Here is a 24,683-nt window from a genome sequence, read left to right as displayed (position 1 = left end):
CACCGTTCCGCATACGAGAGCTGTCGGTACCTGGTTCCCATCGCAACACCTCAACCTGGTGTTGCACTTCGTTTGTGAACTCGGGGCATCCAGACGCGCACCGGTCGTTTTCTTGAGACCCGTCGCGCTGCGCTTCCCGACGGTGGGGAAATGGATCCTGACGTCCGTCAGGATGACGAGGGGTAGGGAGGGGGCGTGCGCTTCACCACCCGTCCTGCGGACGCAGGTCAGCCTTCAGACGCGAATCGCGCGCGCTTTCTGGGTAGCGGCGGTGGTCCGGTTGCCGCGAGGGCGCGCGCGGCCCTCCTACATCACCGCGAGCAGCGAATCGATCGTGACGAAGGCGAACGCGACCGAGCTGTCGGCGACGCCATAGGGGATGAAAATCTTGTCGCCGTGGCGCAGCGCCCCGCACGAATAGACGACGTTGGGGACATAGCCCTCGCGGTCCTCGTTGGCGGCGGCTAGGATCGGCTCGCGGGTGCGGCCGATCACCTTCGACGGATCGTCCTTGTCGAGCAGCACCGCGCCGATCGCGTATTTGCGCATCGCGCCGACGCCGTGGGTGAGCAGCAGCCAGCCCTCGTCGAGCTCGATCGGCGGCCCGCAGTTGCCGATCTGGACCAGCTCCCACGGATACTGCGGCTTGAGCAGCATCTCGCCCTCGTCCCAGTGGGTGAGGGTGTCGGACTTGATCAGGAACAGGTTCTCGCCGTCCTGCCGGCCGATCATCATATACTGGCCGTTCACCTTGCGCGGGAACAGCCCCATGCCCTTGTTGCGCGCGGCGCTGCCGGTCATCGGCACCAAGTCGAAGGCGCGGAAGTCGCGGGTGCGCAGCAGCTCCGACTGGATCTCCGAGCCGTTGTAGGCGGTGTAGGTCCCGATCCACTCCTCCTCGCCACTGTCGTGGGTGAAGTGGACCAGCCGCATGTCCTCCAGTCCCTTGGACTGGGCGCGGGTAATCGGGAAGATCACGGTACCCGACAGCGTCGAATCGCGGTGGCGATAGACGGTGACCGGCCCTTCCGGCATTTCCTCCTCGTTGCCGATCGCGTCGACCGCGGTCGCGAACGGCGGTTCGGGGGCCAGCCGCATCTCGTTCTGGCTGGTGATGATCCCCTCGCGGAACGCGACCGACGAGATATGGCCCTCGCCGACCGCGCGCATCGACATCAGGATGCGCAGGCTTCCGGGCTGCATGCCGGTCTGGTCGAAGTGCGGCACCGCGCTGGGGTTCATCAGCGCGGCGGCGGCATAGCTGTATTCGTGGCAGAAATAGGCGCCGATCAGCTGGCGCTTCTCGTCACCGATCTCGGTGCCGTCGAGCCCGAGCAGCGCCTCGATCTCGTCGTAGCGCGTCATGAACACGCGCCGCGTCTGCCAGTGGCGCGCCTCGAAATCCTTGAGCACGACCTCCAGCTGGTGGCGCGTGTCCTGCGCGCTCATCGCCAGGACCTCGCCGACCAGACGCTCGGTGCGGCTGGGCGCGGCGCCGTTCGACTGCCAGGCGATATGGAAGGGCCGCACCACCACCCGCGACGGATCCGCGTGCAAGCGCAGCGGGTGGTTGACCAAATCCAGCATGCGAAATCCCCGGGTACCTAATCGTCGCGTGCGTCGCCTCTGCTCAGGCGACGGCGCGGCCCTCTGCCACGACCCGGGGGCGCTTTGAAAGGGCGGAAATCGCGCAGGAGGCCAATTGCAGCGCGAGAATCGACTCCGCACCCTGATTCTGGTTGAGCCCGTGCGGCATCAGCCCGTCGAAGCAGCCGCCGTCTGCGCCCGAGGCGAGCGGCAGGTCCAGGTCGTTGGCGCCGAGGTACCAGCGATACGCCTTCATCGCCTCGTCCGCCCACCGCTGTTCGCCGGTGACCTCATACGCCGCGATGCACGCGTCGACGGTCGCCTGCGCCTCCAGCGGCTGCTGGTCGAACGGCAGCGGATCGGCATAGGGGCGGTTGAAGCTCTCGGTCCCGACGGCGCGGAAGCGGCCCTCGGGCGAGGTCTGGCATTCGACGATCCAGGCGAGCGTCTCCAGGCCGACGGCCAGCAAATCCTCGCGCTCCAGCGTCTGACCCGCGCGGATCATCGCTTCGGGCAGTCGGGCGTTGTCATAGGCGAGGACGATCTCGAACCACTGCCATTCCGGCCGGCGTGCGGCGTGGAGCAGTGCGACCAGCTCCTCGCCGAAGCGGGTGAGGAGCTCGGTCGACCGGGCGTGGCCCGGATAGACGTCGAGCATCGCCGCCGCGCCCAGCATCGCAAAGGCGCGCGCCCGCGGGCTGCCGAGTTCGAGCGCGATGTCGGCGGTGGCGTCGAACAGCGCGATCGCCCAATCGCGGTGCTTGCGCGCCCGCGCCTCGCGCGCGGTGACGCCCAGCGCCCACAGCGCGCGGCCGTTCGAATCCTCCGACCCGGCGTCCTCGCACCAGCTGCGGTCGAAGTTCATGAAGTTGCGGAAGCGGCGCGTGTCCGGGTTCCAGGCGTGCTGAAGGAAGGCGCCGTAGATCGAGGTCCACTTGTCGCGGGTCGCCTCGTCGACGTCGTCGACGCGGTGCATCAGGATCAGCGCACGGGCATTGTCGTCGATGCAATAGCCGTGGCGACGGTCCGGCACCGAAAAGATCGAGTGCTGGAGCATGCCGGTGGCGTCGCTCATCCGCTCGACCGCGGCGATGGTCGGCTTGAGTGGGGCGAGCTCGGCGGCACGCGGGATGCGGTGGGGGAGCGTTGCGACCGCCTCGGCCACCTCTGCCATCGCGCGCTCGGCCAGGCGCGGCCACAGCATCGTGCGGCCGTGCGCATAGGCGCGCTCCGCCAGCGCGCGCCGGGCATCGTGGTCGCCGAGCAGCCGGGCGATCTCGCGCGCGAAGGCGGCGCTGTCGCCGAACGGCACCAGCACGCCGTGATCGTCGGCCAAGATCTCGCTGGCGTGGACGTACGGCGTCGAGATGACGACCTTGCCCATGCCGACCGCGTAGGACAGCGTGCCCGAGGTGATCTGCGCGGGGTTGTTGTACGGCGTGACGTAGAGGTCGGCGGCCTGGAGATAGTCGAGCAGCTCGTCCTGCTCGACGAAGGCGTCGACGAAGCGGACGTTGTCGGCCACGCCGCGATCGGCGGCGAGCGCCTTCAGCCGGTTGCGATAGGCCTCGCCCTCGTGCGCCACCAGATGCGGGTGGGTCGCGCCCAGCACGACGTAGAGCGCGTCGGGGTGCGCGGCAGCGACCGCCGGCATCGCCTCGATCATCGTCTCGATGCCCTTGTTGGGGGCGAGCAGTCCGAAGGTGAGGATGACGTCGCGATCGGCCCAGCCGAACCGGTCCTTCACCGACGCGGGCTCGGCATAAGCGCGATCGGGCACGCCGTGCGGGATCATCACCAGCTTGCGCGGATCGACGTCGTGCACGCGTGTCAGGATGTCGCGGCCCTTCTCGGCCATGACGATCACGCGCGCGGCGCGGCGCAGCAGCGCGTCCATCACGCGCCGCTCGTCGGCGCTCGGCCGCTCCAGAATGGTGTGAAGCGTGACGATCACGGGAATGGCGATGCGGTCGAGCAGCGCCAGCAGATAGTCGCCGGCCGAGCCGCCGTAGATGCCGTATTCGTGCTGCACCCACAGCGCCTTGGCACCGCTCTCGGCGATGCGGCGGGCGGCGTCGCTATAGGCGGCGCGGTCCTTCTGGACGATGCTGTGCGTCACCGCCGGCGGATAGGCGTAGGCACCCGGCTTGTCGTCCATCGCATAGACGTCGACGGTCAGGTCGGGATAGCGCTGCTTGAGCGCGTCGTAAGTGTCGGTCGTGAAGGTCGCCAGGCCGCATTTGCGCGGCAGGAAGTTGCCGATCAGGGCGATGTGATCGATGCCACCCGGTACGGCAGAATTCGGCGCCATCCACTTTCCTCACGCTGGTGTGCGACCGGCGAGACATTCGCCGAACGCGATGAGCAAATGCGTGGACGGGAAGGTAGGTTCCTCGTTGCTGCGCCGCAACGAAAAGAATCCTCTCGGGCGCCACCAGCTTAGGCGCGTGCGGTGCTGCGCTGCATCGAACCTGGATCAGGATTCAGCCGCGACCGCGATAGCCCGGCACGTCCTGCGCCGGGATCCACACGCCGGCCGGGGGCTCGCCCGACTGCCAGAACACGTCGATCGGAATGCCGCCGCGCGGATACCAATAGCCGCCGATGCGCAGCCACAGCGGCTTCATCTCGCCGAACAGCCGCTCGCCGATGCCGACCGTGCAATCCTCGTGGAAGGCGCAGTGGTTGCGGAAGCTCCCCAGGAACAGCTTGAGCGACTTGGACTCGACGATGGTCGCATCGGGGACGTAGTCGAGCACCAGATGCGCGAAGTCGGGCTGGCCGGTGACCGGGCAGAGCGAGGTGAATTCGGGAACGGTGAAGCGCACGCAATAGCGCGAACCCTCCCGCGGATTGGGCACATAGTCGAGGACGGCGTCTTCCGGCGACGCGGGCAGCGTGCTGGCCTGGCCCAGATGCTTCGGTGTCATGGCGGCGGTCATGCCAGCGCATGTAGGGTGCGCACCCGCGAAAGGGAACGGCGCATCTCTCGACGGCTGCGGCCGCGATGCGTAGAGCGGCGGTGGAGCTGCGAAGGAGACGGCATGGACGCGCTGGTGACGACCGACGAACTGGCGGAGCGGCTGGGCAGCCCCGGGCTGCACCTGCTCGACGCGACCTGGTTCGGCTCGCTGGGCGCCGCGGGGCGCGACGCGGCGGCGGAGTTCGCCGACGGTCATATCCCGGGCGCGGCCTATCTCGACCTGGGGCATCTGGAGCAGACCGCCGCCGAGGGCGAGATCCCCGGCATCGCCCGCCATCTGGGCGCGCTGGGCATCGACGATGCGGCGACGATCGTCCTCTACGACGATTCGCCCTACCGCACCGCGGCGCGTGCCTGGTGGCTGCTCAAGCGCTTCGGGGTTGCGGCGAGCCTGCTCGACGGCGGCATCGCCAAGTGGCGGCGCGAGGAAAAACCGCTGCAGACCGGTCAAGGCGCACCGCATCGCGCAAGCCGCGACGTGCGCTACGACGGCAGCCGCATCCGCACCAAGCCGGACGTGCTGGCGAACCTCGACACGCAGGACGAGCAGCTGCTCGACGCGCGGTCGGCGTCGCGCTTCACCGGCGCCGAGCTCGACCCGCGTGGGCTGCCGACGGGACACATTCCCGGATCGTTCAACCTGCCCTATGGCCAGCTGTTCGCCCCCGACGGGACGTGGAAGCGCGGCGAGGCGCTACGCGAGGCGTTCGACGCCTCGGGCGTGGACCTCGACCGACCGATCGTCACCACCTGCGGATCGGGCATCACCGCGGCGGTGCTCGCCTTCGGGCTGCACCTGCTGGGCCGCGACGCCGCGCTCTACGACGGCAGCTGGACCGACTGGGCGTCCGATCCCGCCACCCCCAAGACGACGGTGACGCTGTGAGCGGCGCGGGCGACGGCGAAGGCGAGGGCAGGGGGCCGGGCACCCGCGTCGTCGGTGCCGGGCGCCGTCCGGAATGGACGCAGCGCATCGTCAATCCGCCGGTGTGGCGTGCGTCGACGATCCTCTACGATTCGGTCGCGCAGCTGCGCGAGACCGGCGCCCGGGATACGCATCACCGGCTGTTCTACGGCCGCCGCGGCACGCCGACCCAATGGTCGCTCGCCGATGCGCTCACCGCGCTGGAGCCGGGCGCGGAGGGGACGCTGCTCTACCCGTCGGGCGTCGCGGCGATCTCGACCGCCCTGCTCGCCGTGCTGTCGCCGGGCGACGAGCTGCTGCTGGTCGACAGCGCCTACGACCCGACGCGCCTGCTGGCGGACGGACTGCTCAAGCGCTTCGGCATCACCACGCGCTACTACGACCCGACGATCGGTGCCGGCATCGCCGATCTGATCGGGCCGAACACCAAGGCGATCTTCATGGAAAGCCCCGGCAGCCTCACCTTCGAGGTGCAGGACGTGCCGGCGATCGTCGCCGCTGCCAAGGCGCGCGACGTCGTGACGCTGCTCGACAACACCTGGGCGACGCCGCTGCTGTTCCCGGCGATCGAACGCGGCGTCGACTATACGATCATGGCGTGCACCAAATACGTCGTCGGCCACTCCGACGTGATGCTGGGCTCGGTCACCGCCGGGCCGGGGCGGTACGAGGCGTTGCGCCACACCAGCTATCAGCTCGGCCAGCACGTCTCGCCCGACGACGCCTATCTCGGCGCACGCGGCTTGCGCACGATGGCGGTGCGGCTCGACCGCCACGGCGAGAGCGCGCTTGCGATCGCCCGCTGGCTCGCCGAGCAGCCGGGCGTCGCGCGGGTGCTGCACCCGGCGCTGCCCGGCACGCCCGGCCACGAGATCTTCCTGCGCGACTTCGTTGGGCCGGCGGGGCTGTTCTCGTTCGTGCTCGACGGCGGCGACGATGCGGCGCGCATTGCGCTGATCGACGGGCTGGAGCTGTTCGGCATCGGCTACAGCTGGGGCGGGTTCGAGAGCCTGGCGGTGCCGATCGATCCGCAGCGCTGCCGCAGCGCCACCCAGTGGGAAGCCGAAGGGCCGGCGGTTCGGCTGCAGATCGGTCTGGAGGACGTCGACGACCTGATCGCCGACCTCGACGCGGGGCTCGCCCGGTTCCGCGGGGCGCGGGGATGAGGCGGCGGTGATCCGGCTCGCCGACTACGGCATCGTCGTCCCGGGCTGGCCCGATCTCCTCGAAGCGGGGATCGCGGCCGCGCTGGTGCTGGTCGCGCTCCTGCTCGGCTGGCTGGCGGGGCGTCGGCTGGGGCCGGCGGTCGCCACCTTCTGGGGCACGCGCGTCGGCAGCGCGGTGGAGGGGCTCGGCCCGCGCATGTGCCAGATCGTCCGGCACGGCTCGGCCGCAGCGCTGCTCGCGATCGTCGCCGGCGGCTATGCCTGGCACCCGCTGTCGGCGTTCGGCATCGGATTCGCGCTGGGCGCCGCCACCGCCAAGCTGACGATCGACGTGCTGCGCGGGCTGCACCTGCCGCGCTGGGCAGCCTGGGGCATCGGCGCGGTGGTGTTCGTGGCGCTGCTCAGCAACGCGCTCGGCGGGTTCGACAACGTCACGACGGCGCTGGAGCGGATCGGCTTCGACGTGGGGCGTCGGCGGCTGTCGCTGCTGTCAGTAGTGTCGGTGGCGGTGGTCGCGATCGGCCTCTATGCGCTGGTGCGGCTCGCCAACCGGCTGGTCGGCCATTCGATCGGCCAGGCCAAGACGCTGGATGCGACGCAGAAGCTGCTGGCGCAGAAGCTGGCGGCGATCGGCGCGGTGGTGATCGCCTTCTTCTTCGGCATCGACCTGCTCGGCATCGATCTCACCACCTTCGCAGTGTTCTCGGGCGGGCTGGGTCTCGCGATCGGCTTCGGCCTGCAGAAGACGGTCGGCAACCTGATCGCGGGGATCATCCTGCTGATGGACCGCTCGATCAAGCCGGGCGACGTGATCGTGGTGGGGGAGAGCTTCGGCTGGGTGAACAAGATCGGTGTGCGTGCCGTCTCCGTCATCACCCGCGACGGCAAGGAGCATCTGATCCCGAACGAGAATCTGATGACGCAGGAGGTGGAGAACTGGTCCTTCACCGATCGCAACGTGCGCGTGCGCATCCCGGTGAAGGTCGGCTACGAAAGCGACCTCAAGCTCGCCCAGTCGCTGATGCTGCGCGCGGCGAGCGAAAGCCCGCGGGTGTTGAAGAGCCCCAAGCCCAACGTCTGGCTGACGAGCTATGGCGACTATGCCGCCGAACACGACATCCTGGTGTGGATCAGCGATCCCGAAAGCGGCGTCGGCAACGTGCGGTCGGACGTGCTCAACCGGCTGTGGCTGCTGTTCAAGGAGCATGGCATCGTCATCCCGGTGCCCCGGCGCGAGATGATCCTGCGCGAGCCGGCTGCCGCCGCCGGGATCGCCGCCGCGCCGGCCGCCCAGGCGGATTTCCCCGCCGCCAAGGACACAGACTGACCGAACCGGCGCGCGCGGCGCTTGCCGCTCGCGGCCGAGCCCCTAGATTACGCAGCGTGACCACCGCCATCACCGCGCGCATCGCCGAGGGGGTGCTGTCGATCCCCGCCGCCGACTGGGACGCCTGCGCCGGATCGGACGATCCGTTCCTCAGCCACGCCTTCCTCGCCGCGCTCGAACGCTCGGGCTCGGTCGGCGGGCGATCGGGGTGGCAGGCGCTGCCGGTGGTGGTCGACGGCGCCGACGGCCGCCCGGCCGCGATCGCGCCGGCCTATGCCAAGGCGCACAGCCAGGGCGAATATGTCTTCGACCATGCCTGGGCCGACGCCTGGGAGCGCGCCGGCGGCGACTATTATCCCAAGCTCCAGATCGCGGTGCCCTTCACCCCGGTGCCCGGCCGTCGGCTGCTGCTGCGCGATCCTGGCCAGGCGCCGGCGCTGATCGCCGCGCTGGAGACGGTGACCCGCAACAGCCAGCTGTCGTCGGCGCATGCCACCTTCGTCGATCCGGCCGAGCTGCCGCTGTGGGAGGCGGCGGGATGGCTGACGCGCGCGGGGACCCAGTTCCATTGGGAGAACCAGGGCTATGCCGGGTTCGACGACTTCCTCGGCGCGCTCGCCAGCCGCAAGCGCAAGGCGATCCGCAAGGAACGCGCCGCCGCCGTCGAGGGCCTGACCATCCGCCACTTGACCGGCGCCGAGATCACCGAGGCGGATTGGGACGCCTTCTGGAGCTTCTATCAGGACACCGGCAGCCGGAAGTGGGGGCAGCCGTACCTCACCCGCGCGTTCTTCTCGCTGCTGTCGGAGGCGCTGGGGGACCGGGTGCTGCTGATCCTGGCCTGTCGCGGCGACCGGCCGATCGCGGGGGCGCTCAACCTGGTCGGCGGCGACGCGCTCTATGGCCGTTACTGGGGCGCGGTGGAGGAGGTGCCGTTCCTCCACTTCGAGCTCTGCTATTATCAGGCGATCGATGCGGCGATCGCGCGCGGGCTCGGCCGGGTCGAGGCGGGGGCGCAGGGCGAGCACAAGCTCGCGCGCGGCTATGCGCCGGTGACGACCTGGTCGGCGCATTACCTCCCCGATCCGAACTTCCGCCGCGCCGTCGCCGAGTTTCTCGACCGCGAGCGCGAAGCCGTCGCACACGAGCAGGAATATCTCGGCGAGCTGACGCCGTTCCGCAAAGGGTAAAGTCATCAAAGGAGTGGTTCCCCGGCGGAGGCCGGGGCCCAGGGTTACCGGTGCTGCGTCTTTGGCTCTGGCCCCCGGCTTTCGCCGGGGAACAGCATTTCTACGACTCGCGCGTTGGCCGGTCGATCCGGCGGCCGGCGGGGCCGTAGAGGTCGGTCGGCAGCAGCGTCGCCGCGCGTTGGCGGTGGTCGATGCGGAACAGCGCGCTGGTGCCGCTGCGCCACACCGGCGTGAGCCCCTGCTCCAGCCGGCGGTCGTAGCGCGGCGGCCGGATCATCCACACATAGTCGAAGGCGTGGCGCGGGAAGGTGCTGAGCGCGCCCGATACCGGCCGCCACCATTCGCGCGGGCACTGGACGTCGGTGACGATCTGCGACGGATCGTGCGAGAAGCGTTGCGCGGGGAAATAGCGGGTGGTGAGCAGCTGGGCACCGACCATCGACCACTGGTCGTTGGCATAGGCCAGTCGGCGTTCGAGCGCGATGCCGGGCAGGTGCTGCAGCCGGGTCATCGTCCACTCGTTGCGGCAGGTCTCGCCGATGAAGGTGACGAGCCGCGCGCCCACCGGCACATGCTCGAGCGCGGCGAGTTCCTGGTCGTAGTCGCGGTCATAGAGTGCGAAGCTGACGGTGGTGGCGCCGATCCGCCCGACGAAGATCGCGAGGCCCAGCGCCGCGACGGTCGCGGCATGGCGGATGGACATGCCGGGCTTTGGCCGCAACGCGATCAGCGCGATGCCGAACAGGTAAGGGACCAGCCGCATGTCGGCATAGGCCGATCCGAACACGATCCGCGGCAGCAGCAGATAGACGGCGAGCAGGAACAGCGCCGACAGTCCCAGGTTGCGCGAATATTGGATGTTGGGATCGCGGATGCCCTTGAACAGCACCAGGTACAGCACGGCGAGCGAGGCGATGTCGTAGAGCTGCCAGCGGTCGCGCAGGACCATCGTCACCCACTGCATCTTGAGCCGCCAGTTGAACCAGTCGCCCGTCTGGCCGCTGACATGGCCGGTACGCCACAGCAGCATCAGCAGCGCCGGCGGCGCCAGCACCAGGCAGTGCAGTCCGGCATGGAATGCGGCGGCGAGCCAGTTGCGGCGACGATCGTGCTCGCGGATCAGCTCGGCCGAGGCGGCGAGCACGCCGAGCGTTCCCCAGCCGAAGGTGTGGGTGACCCAGATCACCGCCGCCAGCGGCACGAAGATCGCCGCGCGAAGCGGCAGCTTGCCCAGGCGGCCGAGACGCAGCCACAGCGCGAACGCGTTGAGCGCGAGCGCCATTGACAGCGCGAAGTTCACGAAGCCGAAGTGGAAGGGATAGCTGTAGACCAGCGGCAGCGCGAACAGCGCGGTGGCCGGGATGCGGCCGTGCACCTCGCGCGCGATCCACAGCAGGCCGACCGCGGTCAGCGCGGGGATCGTCAGCACGATCAGCTTGACCGCCCATTCCATTCCCAGCACCGGCTGGAGCGGCACGATCAGCAGGTCGAGCCCGAGGTTCCCCATCAGGCTCCAGGTGAAATCATACCAGTCGGAGAGCCAAGGCGCCGCGCCGGTGCCGATCGTCTGCTGCACGCGATAGCGGCCCATATGGCCCGGCAGGTCGACCAGCGGCGGAATGTCCGGCCATACCAGCGGCACCGCCGCCAGCACCGCCATGGCGATGACGAACCATCGCGTCTGCCACCAATGCGGCTGCCCTGTACCCCCGTGCATATGCCTGCTTTTACCGGCCGGGTATCGCCCGGCAAGCGCGCGCGCGACGCTTCGTCGCGATCGGAGGCTGGACCGGGAGCATGGCGGTGCGGATAGGGCAGGCCCGCGCCGGCGGTTCGCCGCCGACAGCGGGCCTTACGCGATCAACGGTCGCGGCGGCCGAGCAGGCGCAGGCGCAGCGCGTTGAGCTTGATGAAGCCCGCCGCGTCGCGCTGGTCGTAGGCGCCCTGGTCGTCCTCGAACGTCACGACCTTTTCCGAATAGAGCGAGAAGGGCGACTTGCGGCCGATCACATGGACGCCGCCCTTGTAGAGCTTCAGGCGAACGGTGCCGGTGACCTTTTCCTGGCTGTGGTCGATCGCGGCCTGCAGCATCTCGCGCTCGGGCGCAAACCAGAAGCCGTTGTAGATGAGCTCCGCATAGCGCGGCATCAGCTCGTCCTTGAGGTGGGCGGCGCCGCGGTCGAGCGTGATCTGCTCGACCGCGCGATGGGCTGCGGCATAGATGGTGCCGCCCGGCGTCTCGTACATGCCGCGGCTCTTCATGCCGACGAAGCGGTTCTCGACCAGGTCGAGCCGGCCGATGCCGTGGGCGCGGCCGAGGTCGTTGAGCTTGGCGAGCAGCGTTGCGGGCGACATGCCCTCGCCGTTGATCGCGACGCCGTCGCCGCGCTCGAAATCGATCGTGACGATCTCGGGCTGGTCGGACGCGTCCTCAGGGCTGACGGTGCGCGAGAAGACATAGTCGGGCACCTCCTCCCACGGATCCTCGAGCACCTTGCCCTCGGACGAGGTGTGGAGAAGGTTGGCATCGGTGGAGAAGGGGCTCTCGCCGCGCTTGTCCTTGGGCACCGGGATCTGGTTCTTCTCGGCGAAGTCGATCAGCGCGGTGCGGCTGGTCAGGTCCCACTCGCGCCACGGCGCGATCACCTTGATGTCGGGCTGGAGCGCGTAATAGCCCAGCTCGAAGCGGACCTGGTCGTTGCCCTTGCCGGTGGCGCCGTGGCTGACCGCGTCGGCGCCCACCTGGCGGGCGATCTCGATCTGGCGCTTGGCGATCAGCGGCCGCGCGATCGAGGTGCCGAGCAGATACAGCCCCTCGTAATGCGCGTTGGCGCGCATCATCGGGAAGACGTAGTTGCGGACGAACTCCTCGCGCAGGTCGTCGATGAAGATGTGCTCGGGCTTGACGCCCATCAGCTCGGCCTTCTTGCGGGCGGGCTCCAGCTCCTCGCCCTGGCCGAGGTCGGCGGTGAAGGTCACCACCTCGCACTGATATTCGGTCTGCAGCCATTTCAGGATCACGCTCGTGTCGAGGCCGCCCGAATAGGCGAGCACCACGCGGTTGATCTTGTCGGCCATCAGCTCATTCTCCGAAACGCACGCATCGGCGGGCCTGCGCGGGCAGGCACCCGGCGCGCAAGGGCGGGCAGGTTGCGCGCGCCCTCTATGCCGCGCGCGGGGCTTCCGCAAGCGGCACGCCGACCGAGCGCACCAGCCGCGGCAGCGCGAGCCCCAACCCGGCGGCGCGGTAGGCGTAGCTGGCGAGCAGCGCGATCCACAGGCCGGCGGCGCCGAACGGGCGCAGCAACAGGTCGGTGGCCAGGTAGAGCAGCGTCGCGGCGAGCGCGGCGTTGCGCAGGCTCCGCCCGCGCGTCGCGCCGATGAACACCCCGTCGAGCAGCCAGGCGGGGGCGCCGACCAGCGGCACGAGTGCGGCGAAGGGGAGCAGCGCAATCGCCTGGGCGCGGACGTCCGCATTGTCGGTGATCGCGGCGACCAACGGTGCGCCGGCGAGGTGAATCAACAGCGCGAAGGCGGCGCCGGCGGCGAGCGTGAACTCGCCGGTGAGGCGGGTGGCGCGCAGCAGCTCGCCGCGCGACCTGCGCCCGATCGCGCCGCCGATCCGCGACTCGGCGGTGAAGGCGAAGCCGTCGAGCACGAAGGCGGAGACGGAGACGAACTGCATCAGCACATGGTTGGCGGCGAGCGGCACCGCGCCCAGCCGTGCCCCCGCATTGGCGAACCAGCCGAACAGGACCAGCAGCGCGACGGTGCGGACCATGATGTCGGCGTTGACCGCGAACAGCCGGCGCAGCTTGGCGCGGTCGAACAACCCGGTGCGCAGGCCGGTGAGCGCGCCGGGCCCGAGAATGCGCAGCGCGATTCCGACGCCGAGCAGCAGCGCGCTCCATTCGGCGCAGGCGGTGCCCAGGCCGACGCCGTGGGCGCCGAGGCCGAGCCCCCAGACGAACCAGATGTCGAGGACGACGTTGACCAGGTTCATCGCGATCTGGAGCAGCAGCGCCGCGCGGGTGCGGCCGAGCCCGAGCAGCCAGCCGGTGAGCGCGAACACGCCGAGGCTGGCGGGTGCGCCGACGAAGCGCCCGGCGACATAGCCGCCCGCCGCCGCATCGAGCGCACCGCCGCCGGCGAGCAGCGACAAGGCGAGCGGCACCAGCAGCAGCTGGAGCGCGAACAGAAGCACGCCGATCGCCACGCCGAGCGCGAGGCCGCGCACCAGCAGCGCGCGGACCTCCTGCGCGTCGCCGGACCCTTGCGCCTGCGCGGTCATGCCCGTCATCCCCATGCGCAGGAAGCCGAAGCTCCAGAACAGGAAGTTGATGATCGTCGTGCCGAGCGCGACCCCGGCAAGCGCGGCGGCGTCGCCGGTGCGGCCGACCACCACCGTATCGACGATTCCGACCAGCGGCACCGTCGTCTGGCCGAGCATGATCGGCCAGGCCTGGGCGAAGATCGAGGCGCGGGTGAGCGGGGCAGGGGTGGTCATGGGTGTGGGGTGCTATGGTTGAGGGCGATCAGCAAGCACTGCATGGGTGTGCGGCTAAGCCGCCCCCCCTCCCCCCGTTCGCCTCGAGTAGCCGTCGAGCTTGTCGAGACGGCGTATCGAGAGGCGGTTGCGGCTCTCTCGATACGGGCTCTCGACAAGCTCGACGGCTACTCGAGACAAACGGGGTGGGAGGTGAGCCTCGGTGCTTCGATACGGGGCTTCGACAAGCTCAGCCCCTACTCAGCACGAACGGACGTGAGGCGATCGTTGGATCAGCCCGCCGCCTCGCGCAGCCGCCGTTCCTCTTCCAGCATGTAGTCGCGGGTCAGCGGCAGCGCGTCGCGCGAGCGGGCGAACTGGAGCTGGTAGTTGACCATGCCGCCAAAATCGAAGCTCACCTGCGCCCCGGCGAGGTAGAAGGTCCACATGCGAAAGAACCGCTCGTCGTAGAGCGCGACGATCGCATCCTTCGCCGCCACGGTGCGGTCGTACCAGTGCGCCAGCGTCATGCCGTAATGGCGGCGCAGCACCTCGACGTCGGTCAGGAACAGCTTGTTGCCCTCGTTGGCGCGGACGATCTCCGACAGCGCGGGATTATAGCCGCCGGGGAAGATGTATTTGGCGGTGAAATGGTCGGTGACGCCGGGCCCGCCGGCGCGGCCGATGGTGTGGAGCAGCATCACGCCGTCGGACGTCAGCAGCTCGCGGCACTTGGCGAAGAAGGTGCGGTATTGCGGCGGGCCGACATGCTCGAACATGCCGACCGAGACGATGCGGTCGAACTGGCCGGCGAGCGCGCGATAGTCGATCAGCTCGAAGCGCACCTTGTCGGCGACCCCCGCTTCGTGTGCGCGGCGGCGGGCGACCTTGAGCTGTTCCTCCGACAAAGTGACGCCCAGCACCTCGGCGCCGGTCTTGCGGTGGAGGTAGAGCGCCATCCCGCCCCAACCGCAGCCGATGTCGAGCACGCGCATGCCCGGGCGCAGCGCCAGCTTGGCGGCGATGTGCGCCTTCTTGTCGCGTTGCGCCTGTTCGAGGCTGGCGGCGGGATCGGTGAAATAGGCGCAGCTGTACTGGCGGTCGGCGTCCAGGAAGAGGTCGTAGAGCCGGTCGGACAGGTCGTAGTGGTGTGCGACGTTGCGCTTCGACTGGCGGGCCTGGTTGTAGCGATCGAGCCGGTGGAAGACCGCGTTGGCGAGCTTGCGCATGCCGCGCGCCTTGAGCGTGCTCGCACCCGCCTCCCACAGGTTGTTCTTCTTGAACAGCACCAGCAGGTCGCGGATGTCGCCCTGCTCCACCCGCAATCGCCCGTCCATATAGGCTTCGGCCGCGCCCAGGCTGGGATCGCGCGCGATCGCGGCGAGCACGCGTCGATCGGTGAAGCGGATCGCGACGTCGGGGAACTCCCCGTCGGGCGTACCGAACCGGGCGGTGCGCCCGTCGGCATGGTGAACGGTGAGCTGGCCCTTGGGGATGGCCCGCGCGAAAAACCTGTCGATCAGCGCCATGCGACCGGGGTTACCCGCTGCGACCGGAAAAAGCTACCGGTCGGTTCGATAATTGCGGCGCGGGCGGGCGGCGCCGGCTGGCGTCTCGCCCGCCGGCTCAATCGGCGAACAGCAGCACCGGGGTTTCGAGCAGCTTCTTGAGGGCCTGGACGAAGCTCGCCGCGTCCCAGCCGTCGACCACGCGATGGTCGCACGAGATCGACACGTTCATCAGCTTGGCGCGCCGGATCGCGTCGCCACCGCGGCCGTCGTCGACGAACACCGGCCGCTCGACGATACAGTTGGGGCCGATAATCGCGACTTCTGGACGGTTGATGACCGGCGTGGTGGCGACCCCGCCCAGGGGCCCGAGCGAGGTGACGGTGATGGTGCCGCCCGACAGCTCGTCCGAGCGCGCCTTGCCGGTGCGCGCCGCCTCGGCCAGGCGGACGATCTCGGCCGCGAGCTGCCAGACGTTCTTGTCCTGCGCATCGCGGATCACCGGCACCATGAGGCCGGCGTCGGTCTGCGTCGCCATGCCCAGATGGACACAGCCGTGGCGGGTGATCACGCCGGCCTCGTCGTCATAGCGCGCGTTGAGCATCGGGAAGTCAGGCAGCGTGCGGCACAGCGCGGCGATGAACAGCGGCAGCAGGGTGAGCTTGGGCCGGTCGCCGCGGTTGGCGTTCAGGTCGGCGCGCAGTGCCTCCAGCGCGGTGACCTCCACCTCATCGACATAGCTGAAGTGCGGGATGTGGCGCTTGGACGCGGCCATGTTGTCGGCGATGCGGCGGCGCATGCCGATGACCTTCACCGTCTCGTCGTCGCGGGCGCGGCTGGCGTGGGGGGCGTGATAGCCCTGAGCCTGGCCGTAGCGCAGGTGCGCGTCGAGATCGGCGTGGCGGATCCGATCGCCCTCGGTGCGGACCTGCGCGAGGTCGATGCCGAGATCGCGCGCGCGGGCGCGGACCGCGGGGGAGGCGAGGATGGGGTGTTTGTGGTCTCGCCCTTCTTCGTTCCCCGGCGCAGGCCGGGGCCCAGCATCGGTGATCGTCGTGGCGGGCGTTGCGCTCTCCTCGCCGGCGTCTCCCGACTGGGCCCCGGCCTCCGCCGGGGTACGAGTGGGATCGGGGGACGCATCCTCCCCCTCCGGCGGGGTGAGGCACGCGGGCGTCGCGTCGGTGGCGACCTCCACGCCGGGGTTCTCCGCCACCACGGTGTCGCTCTCGGTCTCTTCCTCCGTCTCGATCACCACCAGCGTCGAGCCGATCGGGATCGAGTCGCCGGGCTCGCCCGCCAGCCCGATCACCACCCCGGCGACGGGGCTTTCCATCTCGACGGTCGCCTTGTCGGTCATCATGTCGGCGAGGCGTGCGTCCTCCTCGACGCGGTCGCCGATCGCCACATGCCAGGCGACGATCTCCGCCTCGGAAATGCCTTCGCCGATGTCGGGCAGGCGGAAGCTGAAGCGTGCCATCAGGTCCTCATCACTTTCTTGAGCGCTTCGCCGATGCGGACGGGGCCGGGGAAATAGGCCCATTCCAGGCTGTGCGGATACGGCGTGTCGTAGCCGGTGACGCGTTCGATCGGCGCCTCGAGATGGTAGAAGCAGCGTTCCTGCACCAGCGCCGACAGCTCGGCGCCGAAGCCGGAGGTGCGGGTCGCCTCGTGCACGATCATGCAGCGGCCGGTCTTCTTCACCGACGCCTCGATCGCCTCGATATCGAGCGGCACGAGCGTGCGCAGGTCGAGGATCTCGGCATCGACGCCCGCTTCCTCGACCACCGACTGGCAGACATGGACCATCGTGCCATAGGCGAGGATGGTGAGCGCCTCCCCCGGCCTCGCCACCGCCGCCTTGCCGAGCGGCACGCGGTAATAGCCGGTGGGGACGGTGGCGGCGGGATGCCCCGCCCAGCTCTTCGCCGGGCGATCCCAATGGCCGTCGAAGGGACCGTTGTAGATGCGCTTGGGCTCGAAGAAGAGGACGGGATCGTTGTCCTCGATCGCGGCGATCAGCAGCCCCTTGGCGTCATAGGGGGTGGAGGGGATCACCGTCTTGATGCCCGAGACGTGGGTGAAGATGCCCTCCGGGCTTTGGCTGTGCGTCTGGCCGCCGAAGATGCCGCCGCCGAACGGCGAGCGAACGGTGATCGGCGCGGTGAAGTCGCCGTTGGAGCGATAGCGCAGCCGCGCCGCTTCGCTCACCAGCTGGTCGAGCGCGGGATAGATGTAATCGGCGAACTGGATTTCCGGCACGGGGCGCAGGCCATAGGCGCCCATGCCGATCGCGACGCCGACGATGCCGGTCTCGGTGATCGGCGTGTCGAACACGCGCGTCTTGCCGAACTTCTTCTGCAGGCCCGCGGTCGCGCGAAACACGCCGCCGAAATAGCCCACGTCCTCGCCCATCACAATCACGTCCGGATCGCGCGCCATCGCGACCTCGAGCGCGGAGTTGATCGCCTGGATCATGTTCATGGGCGCGGTCTCGCCTGCGGCTTCGGGAGCCAAGTCGATGGCCTTGCTCATCGGTTGTTCCTCCCGGCGGGAGTGGGGCGCCAGCGGTTGCGCCTTTCCTTCCCCGTCATCCCAGCGAAGGCTGGGATCTCGCGGTTGAGGAGGGCGTGCGTGCGGCACGAGACCCCAGCGTCCGCTGGGGTGACGGACTGGGCCGGGTTGATGGACAGCGCCCGGGTGGCGTGCACGGCCGCGGAGCCGGCCGGTGCCGGGGTGGTGATGGGCATGTCGAACCGGGCCATGCTCATTTCCGCGCCCAGGGGCGGCCGGAGGCGGCTTCTTCCGCGAGCATCTGCGCCTGCTGCTCGCGCAGGTGCCAGGGCATGTCTTCGAACACGCCGTCGAACAGGCTGTCGAGCGGCTGGTGCAGGCCGTGGCCGAGCACGCCGTTCTTCTCCGCCTCCTTCTGCGCGGCGCGGACTTCCTCGGCGACTTCACGGTCCATGGTGGCGTGGCGTTCGTCGTCCCACTCGCCGATCGCCACCAGATGCGCCTTCAGCCGCGCGATCGGATCGCCGAGCGGCCAGGCGGTCGCTTCCTCGGCGGAGCGATATTGCGAAGGATCGTCGGAGGTCGAGTGGCCCTCGGCACGATAGGTGAAATGCTCGATCAGCGTCGGCCCCTGGTTGGTGCGGGCGCGCTCGGCTGCCCAGCGGGTGGCGGCATAGACCGCGAGCGCGTCGTTGCCGTCGACGCGGAGCCCTGCGATGCCATAGCCGATCGCGCGGGCGGCAAAGGTCGTCGCCTCGGCGCCGGCGAACCCCGAGAAGCTGGAGATCGCCCACTGGTTGTTGACGACGTTGAAGATCACCGGCGCGCGGTAAACCGCGGCAAAGGTGCAGGCGGAATGGAAGTCGCCTTCCGCGGTCGATCCCTCGCCACACCAGGCGGCGGCGATGCGGGTGTCGCCCTTGGCCGCCGATGCCATCGCCCAGCCCACCGCCTGCGGATACTGGGTGGTGAGGTTGCCGGAGATCGAGAAGAATCCGGTTTCCTTGGACGAATACATGATCGGCAGCTGCTTGCCGTGGAGCTTGTCGCCGCGGTTCGAGTAGATCTGGTTCATCATCTCGACCAGCGGATAGTCGCGGGTGAGGAGAATCCCCTGCTGGCGATAGCTGGGGAAGCACATGTCGTCGTAATCGAGCGCCATCGTCGCGGCGACGGCGACCGCCTCCTCGCCGGTGCATTTCATGTAGAAGCTGGTCTTGCCCTGGCGCTGGGCGCGGAACATGCGCTCGTCGAACGCGCGGGTGCGCGCCATCGAGCGGAGCATGCGGCGCAGCAGCTCGGGCGCGAGCCGCGGGTTCCACGCACCGACCGCCTGGTGGTTCTCGTCCAGCACGCGCACCAGCGTATAGGCGAGCTCGTGGAACGCGTCCGCAGGCGCGCTGGTGTCGGGACGCCGGGCGGCATCGGCGGGGGGCACGACCACGTCGGCGAAGTCCACGGGGTCGCCGGGGCGGAAGCGGGGCTCCGGCACGTGCAGCGCCAGCGGCGGTAGATTGGGTCGCAGCGATTCTTCGCGCACTCGTCTCTCCTTGGCCTGCCGTCCGGAGCCGGAACCCCGCGCAGACTCGTTTCAAGCGCTTGTTATAAAATTGCGCGGGGTTGCGGAAGCCAAGATCGTCGCTGCGGTGCAGCGTCGCGGCGGGGCGGTGGTTTCGGGAGACGACGGCGGGTGCTGCGCTCGCCGTGTGCGTGGTGGTGGGGTACGAAGGGGCATGACCCTGTTCTCCGCTCCCGTCGCACCGCGCCGCCTGGCTCTGGCGCTGATCCTGTTCGCCACCGCCTGCAACGGCAGCGGGCCCGAGGTGTCGAACGAGGCTGCCTCCGTGCCCGCGGCGACGCCGACCGCGGACGCGGTCCTCCCGGCACCGGAGGCGACGGCCACGGCCACGCCCGCGCCCGAGCCGTCCCCATCCTCGGCTGGCACCCCGGAGCTGTCGCAGACGCAGGTCGAGGCGCAATACTCGCCCGCATTCGACCGCTGCCTGAACACGGGCGATGCCGCCAAGGGCGTCACCCCCGCCATGGCCGCGTGCGTCCAGGCCGAACTGCAGGTGCAGGACGACCGGCTGAACGCTGCCTACAAGTCGGCGATGGACAAGCGCGGCCCGGCCGAGCAGGCGCGCCTGCGCACCGAGGAACGCGCCTGGATCCAGCGCCGCGACGCGGAGTGCCAGAAGCAGGCGACCGGCGGCACGCTCGACCGGATCGAAATTCCGATGTGCCTGCTCCAGGAGACGATCCGCCGGCGCGTGGTGCTGCAGCCGATGGCAGGCTGACCGGGGGCACGTCCCGCACTCCCAACGTCATCCTGACGGAAGTCAGGATCCATTGCCGCTCCGCAGGAGGCGGAAGCGCAGCGCGTATGGATGCCAGCCTGCGCTGGCAGGACGGCACGAGAAGAGACTAGCGGTGCAGCGTCACCGACATCACGGCGCTGCGGGTCTCGCCCGGCGCGACCCGCAGCATCCCGGGCTTGTCCCAGATCTCGCCGGCGAAGCCGACCGGGTCGGCGATGCCATGCCAGGGCTCGACGCAGACGAACGCCGCGCCGGGCTTGGTCCAGATGCCGAGCATCGGCGTGTTCGGGAAGTCGACCTCCAGCGCGGGACCCTCGCCGGCGTCGTAGCGCAGCGACTCGCTTTCGAGCTGCTGCCAGACGAGCGCGTCCTCGGTGAACAGGGCGTCGGACAGCGGCAGCACGCCCCCGTCGAGCGGGCTCGGGCGCGGTTCCGGCGCGATCAACCCGCCCTCGACCGAGGCTAGGCTGGCAGGCTCCGGCTTGGCGAAGGTGATGCGGTGGGCGTCGCGTGGCCGACCATAAGGCAGCGGCCAGGCAAAGGCGTGGTGGAAGCCGATGCTGGCCGGCAGGTCGCGGGTGTCGCGGTTGGTGACCGTCACCGTCGTCGTGAGCGTCGCGCCGTCGATCGTGTGGATAACGTCGAGCGCGAAGGCGCGGGGGTAGACCGCGCGGGTTTCGGCATCGTCCTCCAGCCGGAAGCGGACGCTGTCGGCTGTCTGCTCGACCAGCGCGAAGCTGCGGCGGCGGGCGAAGCCGTGCTGCGGCAGCGCATAGTCGCGGCCGTCGAGCCGGTAGCGGTCGCCCGCCAGCCGGCCCACGATCGGGAAGAGGATCGGCGCGTGGCCCGTCCAATAGACGGGATCGGCATCGGTCATCAGCTCGCGGCCCTGCGCATCGAGCAGCGACACGAGCTCGGCGCCGAGCGGATCGATCGCCGCTCGCAGGATGCCGTTGCCGATCTCCACCCGATCAGCCACGCAAAGTGGCCCCGAGCTTCGCTGCGGCGGCGACGACCTTATCGGCGACGGCCTTGATCTCCGCATCGGTGAAGCTCTTCTCGCCCGGCTGGAGTGTGACTTCGATCGCCAGCGACTTCATGCCTTCGTCGACACCGGCACCGGTGAAGCGGTCGAACAGGCGTGCGTCGACGATCGTGGCCTTGTCCGCGCCGCGCACCGCGCGCACCAGCGCGTCGGCGCTGACGCTGTCGGGCACCAGGAAGGCAAAGTCGCGCGTCACCGCCTGCAGCGCCGGCGGCGCATAGGCGGGGCGCATGAAGCCGCTGGTGCGCTTGGCCGGCAGAGCGTCGAGGAACAGCTCGACCGCGACCACGGGGCCGGAGAGGTCGAACGCCTTGGCGAGGCGCGGGTGCAGCGTGCCGAAGGCGGCGAGCACCGTCTTCGGCCCCAGCCGCAGCGTCGCCGACTGGCCGGGGTGATAGGCATCGCCCGCACCGTCCATGACCTGGAGGTTGGCGATCGGCGCGCCGGCAGCCTCCAGCAGCGCGAGCGCCTCCGCCTTGGCATCGAAGGCGTCGAAGGGTGCTGCCTTGCCCGCCTGCCAGCCACGGCTGCGCTGCTCGCCGGCGAGCACGACGCCCAGCGTCAGGCGCTCGCCGTCGGCGAGATAGCGGCGGCCGATCTCGAACAGCCGCACGCCGGTGGCGCCGCGCTTGAGGTTGCGATTCGCCGCCGACAGCAGCCCCGGCAGCAGCGAGGGGCGCATGACCTTCATGTCCTCGCTGATCGGATTGGCGAGGCTCCAGGCACCGCCGCCGAAGGGGGCGGCGGCATCCTCGGCGATGAAGCTCCAGGTGATCGCCTCGTTGAGGCCGCGCGCGGCGGCCGAGCGGCGCAGGCGGCGCTCCAGCTTCTGCTCGGGCGTGGCGGTCGGACGGGCGACACCGGCAGGGCGGGGCAGCGGCGTGGAAGGCACGTTGTCGATGCCCTCGATGCGGATCACTTCCTCGACCAGGTCGGCCGGGCCGTCGACGTCGCGGCGCCAGCTCGGCACCACCACCTGCCAGTCCTGCCCGACGACAAAGCTGAGACGTTCCAAGATGTCCTGCTGCCGCTCGGGCGCGATTGCGAGGCCGCCGAGCGTCTCGGCAAGCGCGGGATCGTAGGCGATCGCGCGGGGGGCGACCGGCGGCTCGCCGGCGCGGGTGACCTCGCTGGGGGTGCCGCCGCACAGCGCGAGCACCAGCCGGGTGGCGATCGCCAGCCCCTCGTCGAGGAAGGCGGGATCGACGCCGCGCTCGAAGCGCTGGCGCGCGTCGGAGGTGAGCGCGAGCTTCTGGCCGGTGCGGGCGATGCTCTCCGGCGTGAAATAGGCGCATTCGATCAGCACGTCGGTGGTCGTCTCCGACACGCCCGAATGCTCGCCGCCCATGATGCCGCCGATGTCGTGCACCGCCGCGTCGTCGGCGATCACCGTCTCGCCGCCGTCGAGCGTGTAGGTCTTGCCGTTGAGCGCCAGCACCTCCTCGCCCGCCGCCGCATGCCGAGCGACCAGACCACCCTGGAGCTTGGCGCGGTCATAGACGTGCAGCGGCCGACCGAGGCCGAGCATGACGAAGTTGGTGATGTCGACCAGCGCCGAGATCGGCTTCTGGCCGACCGCAGTCAGGCGGCGCTGCAGCCAATCGGGCGAGGCACCGTTGGTTACGCCCGCAACGGTCTGCGCGAAAAAGGCGGGGCAGCCCTCCGGGTCCTGGGTCGCCACGTCCGGGCCCGCGCCCTGCGGCGTGATTGCGGGCAGATCGCCGATCACCGCATCGAGCGGGCGCAGCGTGCCGAGGCCGGCGGCAGCGAGGTCGCGCGCGATGCCGCGCACGCCCATGCAGTCCTGCCGGTTGGGGGTGATCGCCACGTCGATGACGGGATCGTCCAGCTTGGCATAATCGGCGAAGGTCGTGCCGACCGGCGCGTCGGCCGGCAGCTCGATGATGCCGTCGTGATCCTCGCCGAGCTCGAGCTCGCGCGTGGAGCACATCATGCCGTTGGATTCGACGCCGCGGATCGCCGCGACGCGCAGCTCCATGCCGTTGGACGGCACGACGGCGCCCGGCATGCCGAACACGCCGACCAGCCCGGCGCGCGCGTTGGGCGCACCGCACACCACCTGCAGCGGGCCGTCGCCGGCGTCGACCGACAGCACCTGGAGCTTGTCGGCCTGCGGATGGCGCTCGGCGGTAAGGACGCGGGCGACGCGGAAGCCGGTGAGGCGCGCGGCCGGGTTCTCGACGCCCTCGACCTCCAGCCCGATGCGGGTGAGGCCGTCGAGGATCGCGTCGAGCGCGGCGTCGGTGTCGAGGTGCTCGCGCAGCCAGGAAAGGGTGAACTTCATGCGCCCACTCCCCCCGACAGCGTGGGCACGTCAAGCGCCGAGAAGCCGTAATGCTTGAGCCAGCGCACGTCGCCGTCGAAGAAGGGGCGCAGGTCGTCCATGCCGTATTTCAGCATCGCCAGCCGGTCGACGCCGGTGCCGAACGCGAAGCCCTGGTACTCGTCCGGGTCGAGCCCGCAGGCGGCGATCACCTTGGGGTGGACCATGCCGGAGCCGAGCACCTCCATCCACCCTTCCGACCCGCCGACCACGCGCTTGCCCTTCTGCATCGTGTAGCCGATGTCGACCTCCGCCGAAGGCTCGGTGAAGGGGAAGTAGCTGGGGCGCAGGCGCAGCACGATGTCCTCGCGCTCGAAGAACGCCTTGAGGAAGGTCTCCAGCGTCCATTTGAGGTGGGCGAGGGTGATGCCCTTGTCGATCACCAGCCCTTCGATCTGGTGGAACATCGGCGTGTGGGTGGCGTCGCTATCGGAGCGATAGACACGACCGGGCGCGATGATGCGGATCGGCGGCTTCTGCGACAGCATCGTGCGGATCTGCACCGGCGACGTATGCGTGCGCAGAACCATCGGCCGCTCGTGCTCGCCGGCCAGATAGAAAGTGTCATGCATCGCCCGCGCCGGATGCGTCTCCGGGATGTTGAGCGCGGTGAAATTGTGCCAGTCGTCCTCGATCTCGGGACCGGTCGCGACGGCGAAGCCCAGGTCGGCGAAGATCTCCGCAAGCTCGTCCATCACCTGGCTGACCGGGTGGACGCTGCCGGGGGCGGCGCGGTCGACCGGAAGCGTCATGTCGAGCGTTTCGGACGCGAGCCGGGCGTCGAGCGCCGCCTGCTCCAGCGCCGCCTTGCGCGTCGCGATCGCCTCGGTCACCGCTTCGCGCAGCGCGTGGATGCGCGGGCCTTGCTCCTGGCGCTGCTCGGGCGTCATGCCGCCGAGCGTCTTCAAGAGGCCGGTGACGGCGCCCTGCTTGCCGAGCGCATGGACGCGCACCGCGTCGAGCGCCTCGAGCCCGGCGGCCGCGTCGATCGCAGCCAGCAGATCGCCGCGCAGTTGTTCGAGATCGGTGGTCACGCTTCCTCCTGTGCCGGGCCGGCCGTGCGGCGATCGCGGCGCGATAGATCGGGTGCGGGCGGCGGGCCGCCCATGCAGTCCCTTGGCGCTGTATCGCGGGACGGGGACTGTCGGAAGGGGGCGAATTGGCAGCGGCGCGTAACCGCCCGCATCGTCATCCCAGCTTTCGCGGGACATTTGCATAACCGGTTTTTTGGTGAAGCGGTGGCGTGAATGGTGGTTGCGGCGGCGGGAGTGGCGACGCGGCGGGGATCGGGTG

18 protein-coding genes are annotated in these 24,683 nt (G+C 69.7%); 5 read left to right on the top strand and 13 right to left on the bottom strand.

Translation table 11 applies throughout. The annotated features are described in order from the left end of the window. Positions 1-306: 306 nt before the first annotated feature. From ACBY01_RS15555 to queF, 3 genes are all read right to left on the bottom strand, one after another. Complete coding sequence (locus tag ACBY01_RS15555; RefSeq protein WP_416461873.1) at positions 307-1,587, bottom strand: glycoside hydrolase family 130 protein; 1,281 nt, start codon at positions 1,585-1,587, stop codon at positions 307-309. Positions 1,588-1,630: 43 nt separating this feature from the next. Then, complete coding sequence (locus ACBY01_RS15550) at positions 1,631-3,898, bottom strand: glycosyltransferase family 4 protein (protein ID WP_416461872.1); 2,268 nt, start codon at positions 3,896-3,898, stop codon at positions 1,631-1,633. Between the two features lie 172 nt (positions 3,899-4,070). Continuing rightward, positions 4,071-4,529 carry a preQ(1) synthase gene (gene queF, locus ACBY01_RS15545; protein WP_416461871.1) on the bottom strand — a complete coding sequence of 153 codons (459 nt, stop codon included), beginning with the start codon at positions 4,527-4,529 and terminating at the stop codon, positions 4,071-4,073. A 102-nt stretch (positions 4,530-4,631) separates the two neighbouring features. On the opposite strand from queF, the gene ACBY01_RS15540 reads away from it, so the two are divergent. From ACBY01_RS15540 to ACBY01_RS15525, 4 genes are read left to right on the top strand one after another with little or no spacing between them, the layout of a single operon-like run. Then, positions 4,632-5,456 (top strand): sulfurtransferase, encoded by an 825-nt coding sequence (locus ACBY01_RS15540; RefSeq protein ID WP_416461870.1) that lies wholly within the window; start codon positions 4,632-4,634, stop codon positions 5,454-5,456. Then, positions 5,453-6,661 (top strand): cystathionine beta-lyase, encoded by a 1,209-nt coding sequence (gene metC / locus ACBY01_RS15535; RefSeq protein ID WP_416461869.1) that lies wholly within the window; start codon positions 5,453-5,455, stop codon positions 6,659-6,661. The genes ACBY01_RS15540 and metC overlap by 4 nt, the downstream gene beginning before the upstream one ends. A gap of 7 nt (positions 6,662-6,668) precedes the next feature. Next, positions 6,669-7,988 carry a mechanosensitive ion channel family protein gene (locus tag ACBY01_RS15530; protein ID WP_416461868.1) on the top strand — a complete coding sequence of 440 codons (1,320 nt, stop codon included), beginning with the start codon at positions 6,669-6,671 and terminating at the stop codon, positions 7,986-7,988. 56 nt (positions 7,989-8,044) lie between these two features. Further along, positions 8,045-9,178, top strand: a complete 1,134-nt coding sequence (locus ACBY01_RS15525; RefSeq protein ID WP_416461867.1) for a GNAT family N-acetyltransferase — start codon at positions 8,045-8,047, stop codon at positions 9,176-9,178. Between the two features lie 100 nt (positions 9,179-9,278). On the opposite strand, the gene ACBY01_RS15520 is transcribed toward ACBY01_RS15525, so the two are convergent. The 7 genes from ACBY01_RS15520 to ACBY01_RS15490 form a co-directional block, all read right to left on the bottom strand. Beyond that, complete coding sequence (locus ACBY01_RS15520; RefSeq protein ID WP_416461865.1) at positions 9,279-10,895, bottom strand: hypothetical protein; 1,617 nt, start codon at positions 10,893-10,895, stop codon at positions 9,279-9,281. Positions 10,896-11,038: 143 nt separating this feature from the next. Continuing rightward, the gene (locus ACBY01_RS15515; protein WP_416461864.1) at positions 11,039-12,256 is read right to left on the bottom strand and encodes an argininosuccinate synthase; all 1,218 of its coding nucleotides are present in this window, start codon (positions 12,254-12,256) and stop codon (positions 11,039-11,041) included. Positions 12,257-12,341: 85 nt separating this feature from the next. After that, positions 12,342-13,685, bottom strand: coding sequence for an MATE family efflux transporter (locus tag ACBY01_RS15510; protein WP_416461863.1), 1,344 nt, complete (start codon positions 13,683-13,685; stop codon positions 12,342-12,344). Between the two features lie 272 nt (positions 13,686-13,957). Then, the gene (locus tag ACBY01_RS15505; RefSeq protein ID WP_416461862.1) at positions 13,958-15,193 is read right to left on the bottom strand and encodes a class I SAM-dependent methyltransferase; all 1,236 of its coding nucleotides are present in this window, start codon (positions 15,191-15,193) and stop codon (positions 13,958-13,960) included. A gap of 97 nt (positions 15,194-15,290) precedes the next feature. Continuing rightward, positions 15,291-16,649, bottom strand: coding sequence for a dihydrolipoamide acetyltransferase family protein (locus ACBY01_RS15500; protein WP_416461861.1), 1,359 nt, complete (start codon positions 16,647-16,649; stop codon positions 15,291-15,293). Further along, entirely contained in the window at positions 16,649-17,653 is a 1,005-nt protein-coding gene (locus tag ACBY01_RS15495) for an alpha-ketoacid dehydrogenase subunit beta (RefSeq protein WP_416461874.1), read from the bottom strand. Before ACBY01_RS15495 ends, ACBY01_RS15500 begins: the two co-directional genes overlap by 1 nt. 283 nt (positions 17,654-17,936) lie before the next feature. After that, on the bottom strand, positions 17,937-19,223 hold the full coding sequence (locus ACBY01_RS15490) for a 3-methyl-2-oxobutanoate dehydrogenase (2-methylpropanoyl-transferring) subunit alpha (protein WP_416461859.1): 1,287 nt from the start codon (positions 19,221-19,223) through the stop codon (positions 17,937-17,939). A gap of 193 nt (positions 19,224-19,416) precedes the next feature. Here ACBY01_RS15490 and ACBY01_RS15485 point away from each other — a divergent pair, with 193 nt between their 5' ends. Further along, positions 19,417-19,980 carry a lysozyme inhibitor LprI family protein gene (locus ACBY01_RS15485; RefSeq protein WP_416461858.1) on the top strand — a complete coding sequence of 188 codons (564 nt, stop codon included), beginning with the start codon at positions 19,417-19,419 and terminating at the stop codon, positions 19,978-19,980. 127 nt (positions 19,981-20,107) lie between these two features. Here ACBY01_RS15485 and ACBY01_RS15480 read toward each other — a convergent pair whose 3' ends face one another. From ACBY01_RS15480 to pheS, 3 genes are read right to left on the bottom strand one after another with little or no spacing between them, the layout of a single operon-like run. After that, positions 20,108-20,980 carry an aldose 1-epimerase family protein gene (locus ACBY01_RS15480; RefSeq protein ID WP_416461857.1) on the bottom strand — a complete coding sequence of 291 codons (873 nt, stop codon included), beginning with the start codon at positions 20,978-20,980 and terminating at the stop codon, positions 20,108-20,110. After that, positions 20,973-23,351 (bottom strand): phenylalanine--tRNA ligase subunit beta, encoded by a 2,379-nt coding sequence (gene pheT / locus ACBY01_RS15475; RefSeq protein ID WP_416461856.1) that lies wholly within the window; start codon positions 23,349-23,351, stop codon positions 20,973-20,975. Before pheT ends, ACBY01_RS15480 begins: the two co-directional genes overlap by 8 nt. Beyond that, positions 23,348-24,424 carry a phenylalanine--tRNA ligase subunit alpha gene (gene pheS, locus ACBY01_RS15470; protein WP_416461855.1) on the bottom strand — a complete coding sequence of 359 codons (1,077 nt, stop codon included), beginning with the start codon at positions 24,422-24,424 and terminating at the stop codon, positions 23,348-23,350. The genes pheT and pheS overlap by 4 nt, the downstream gene beginning before the upstream one ends. Between the last annotated feature and the right edge of the window lie 259 nt (positions 24,425-24,683).

Origin of the sequence: Sphingomonas mangrovi (assembly GCF_047975845.1) — a bacterium.
Taxonomy (GTDB): domain Bacteria; phylum Pseudomonadota; class Alphaproteobacteria; order Sphingomonadales; family Sphingomonadaceae; genus Sphingomonas.
Note: the sequence above shows the minus strand (reverse complement) of the source record. Positions and strands in the feature narration are given on the sequence as shown.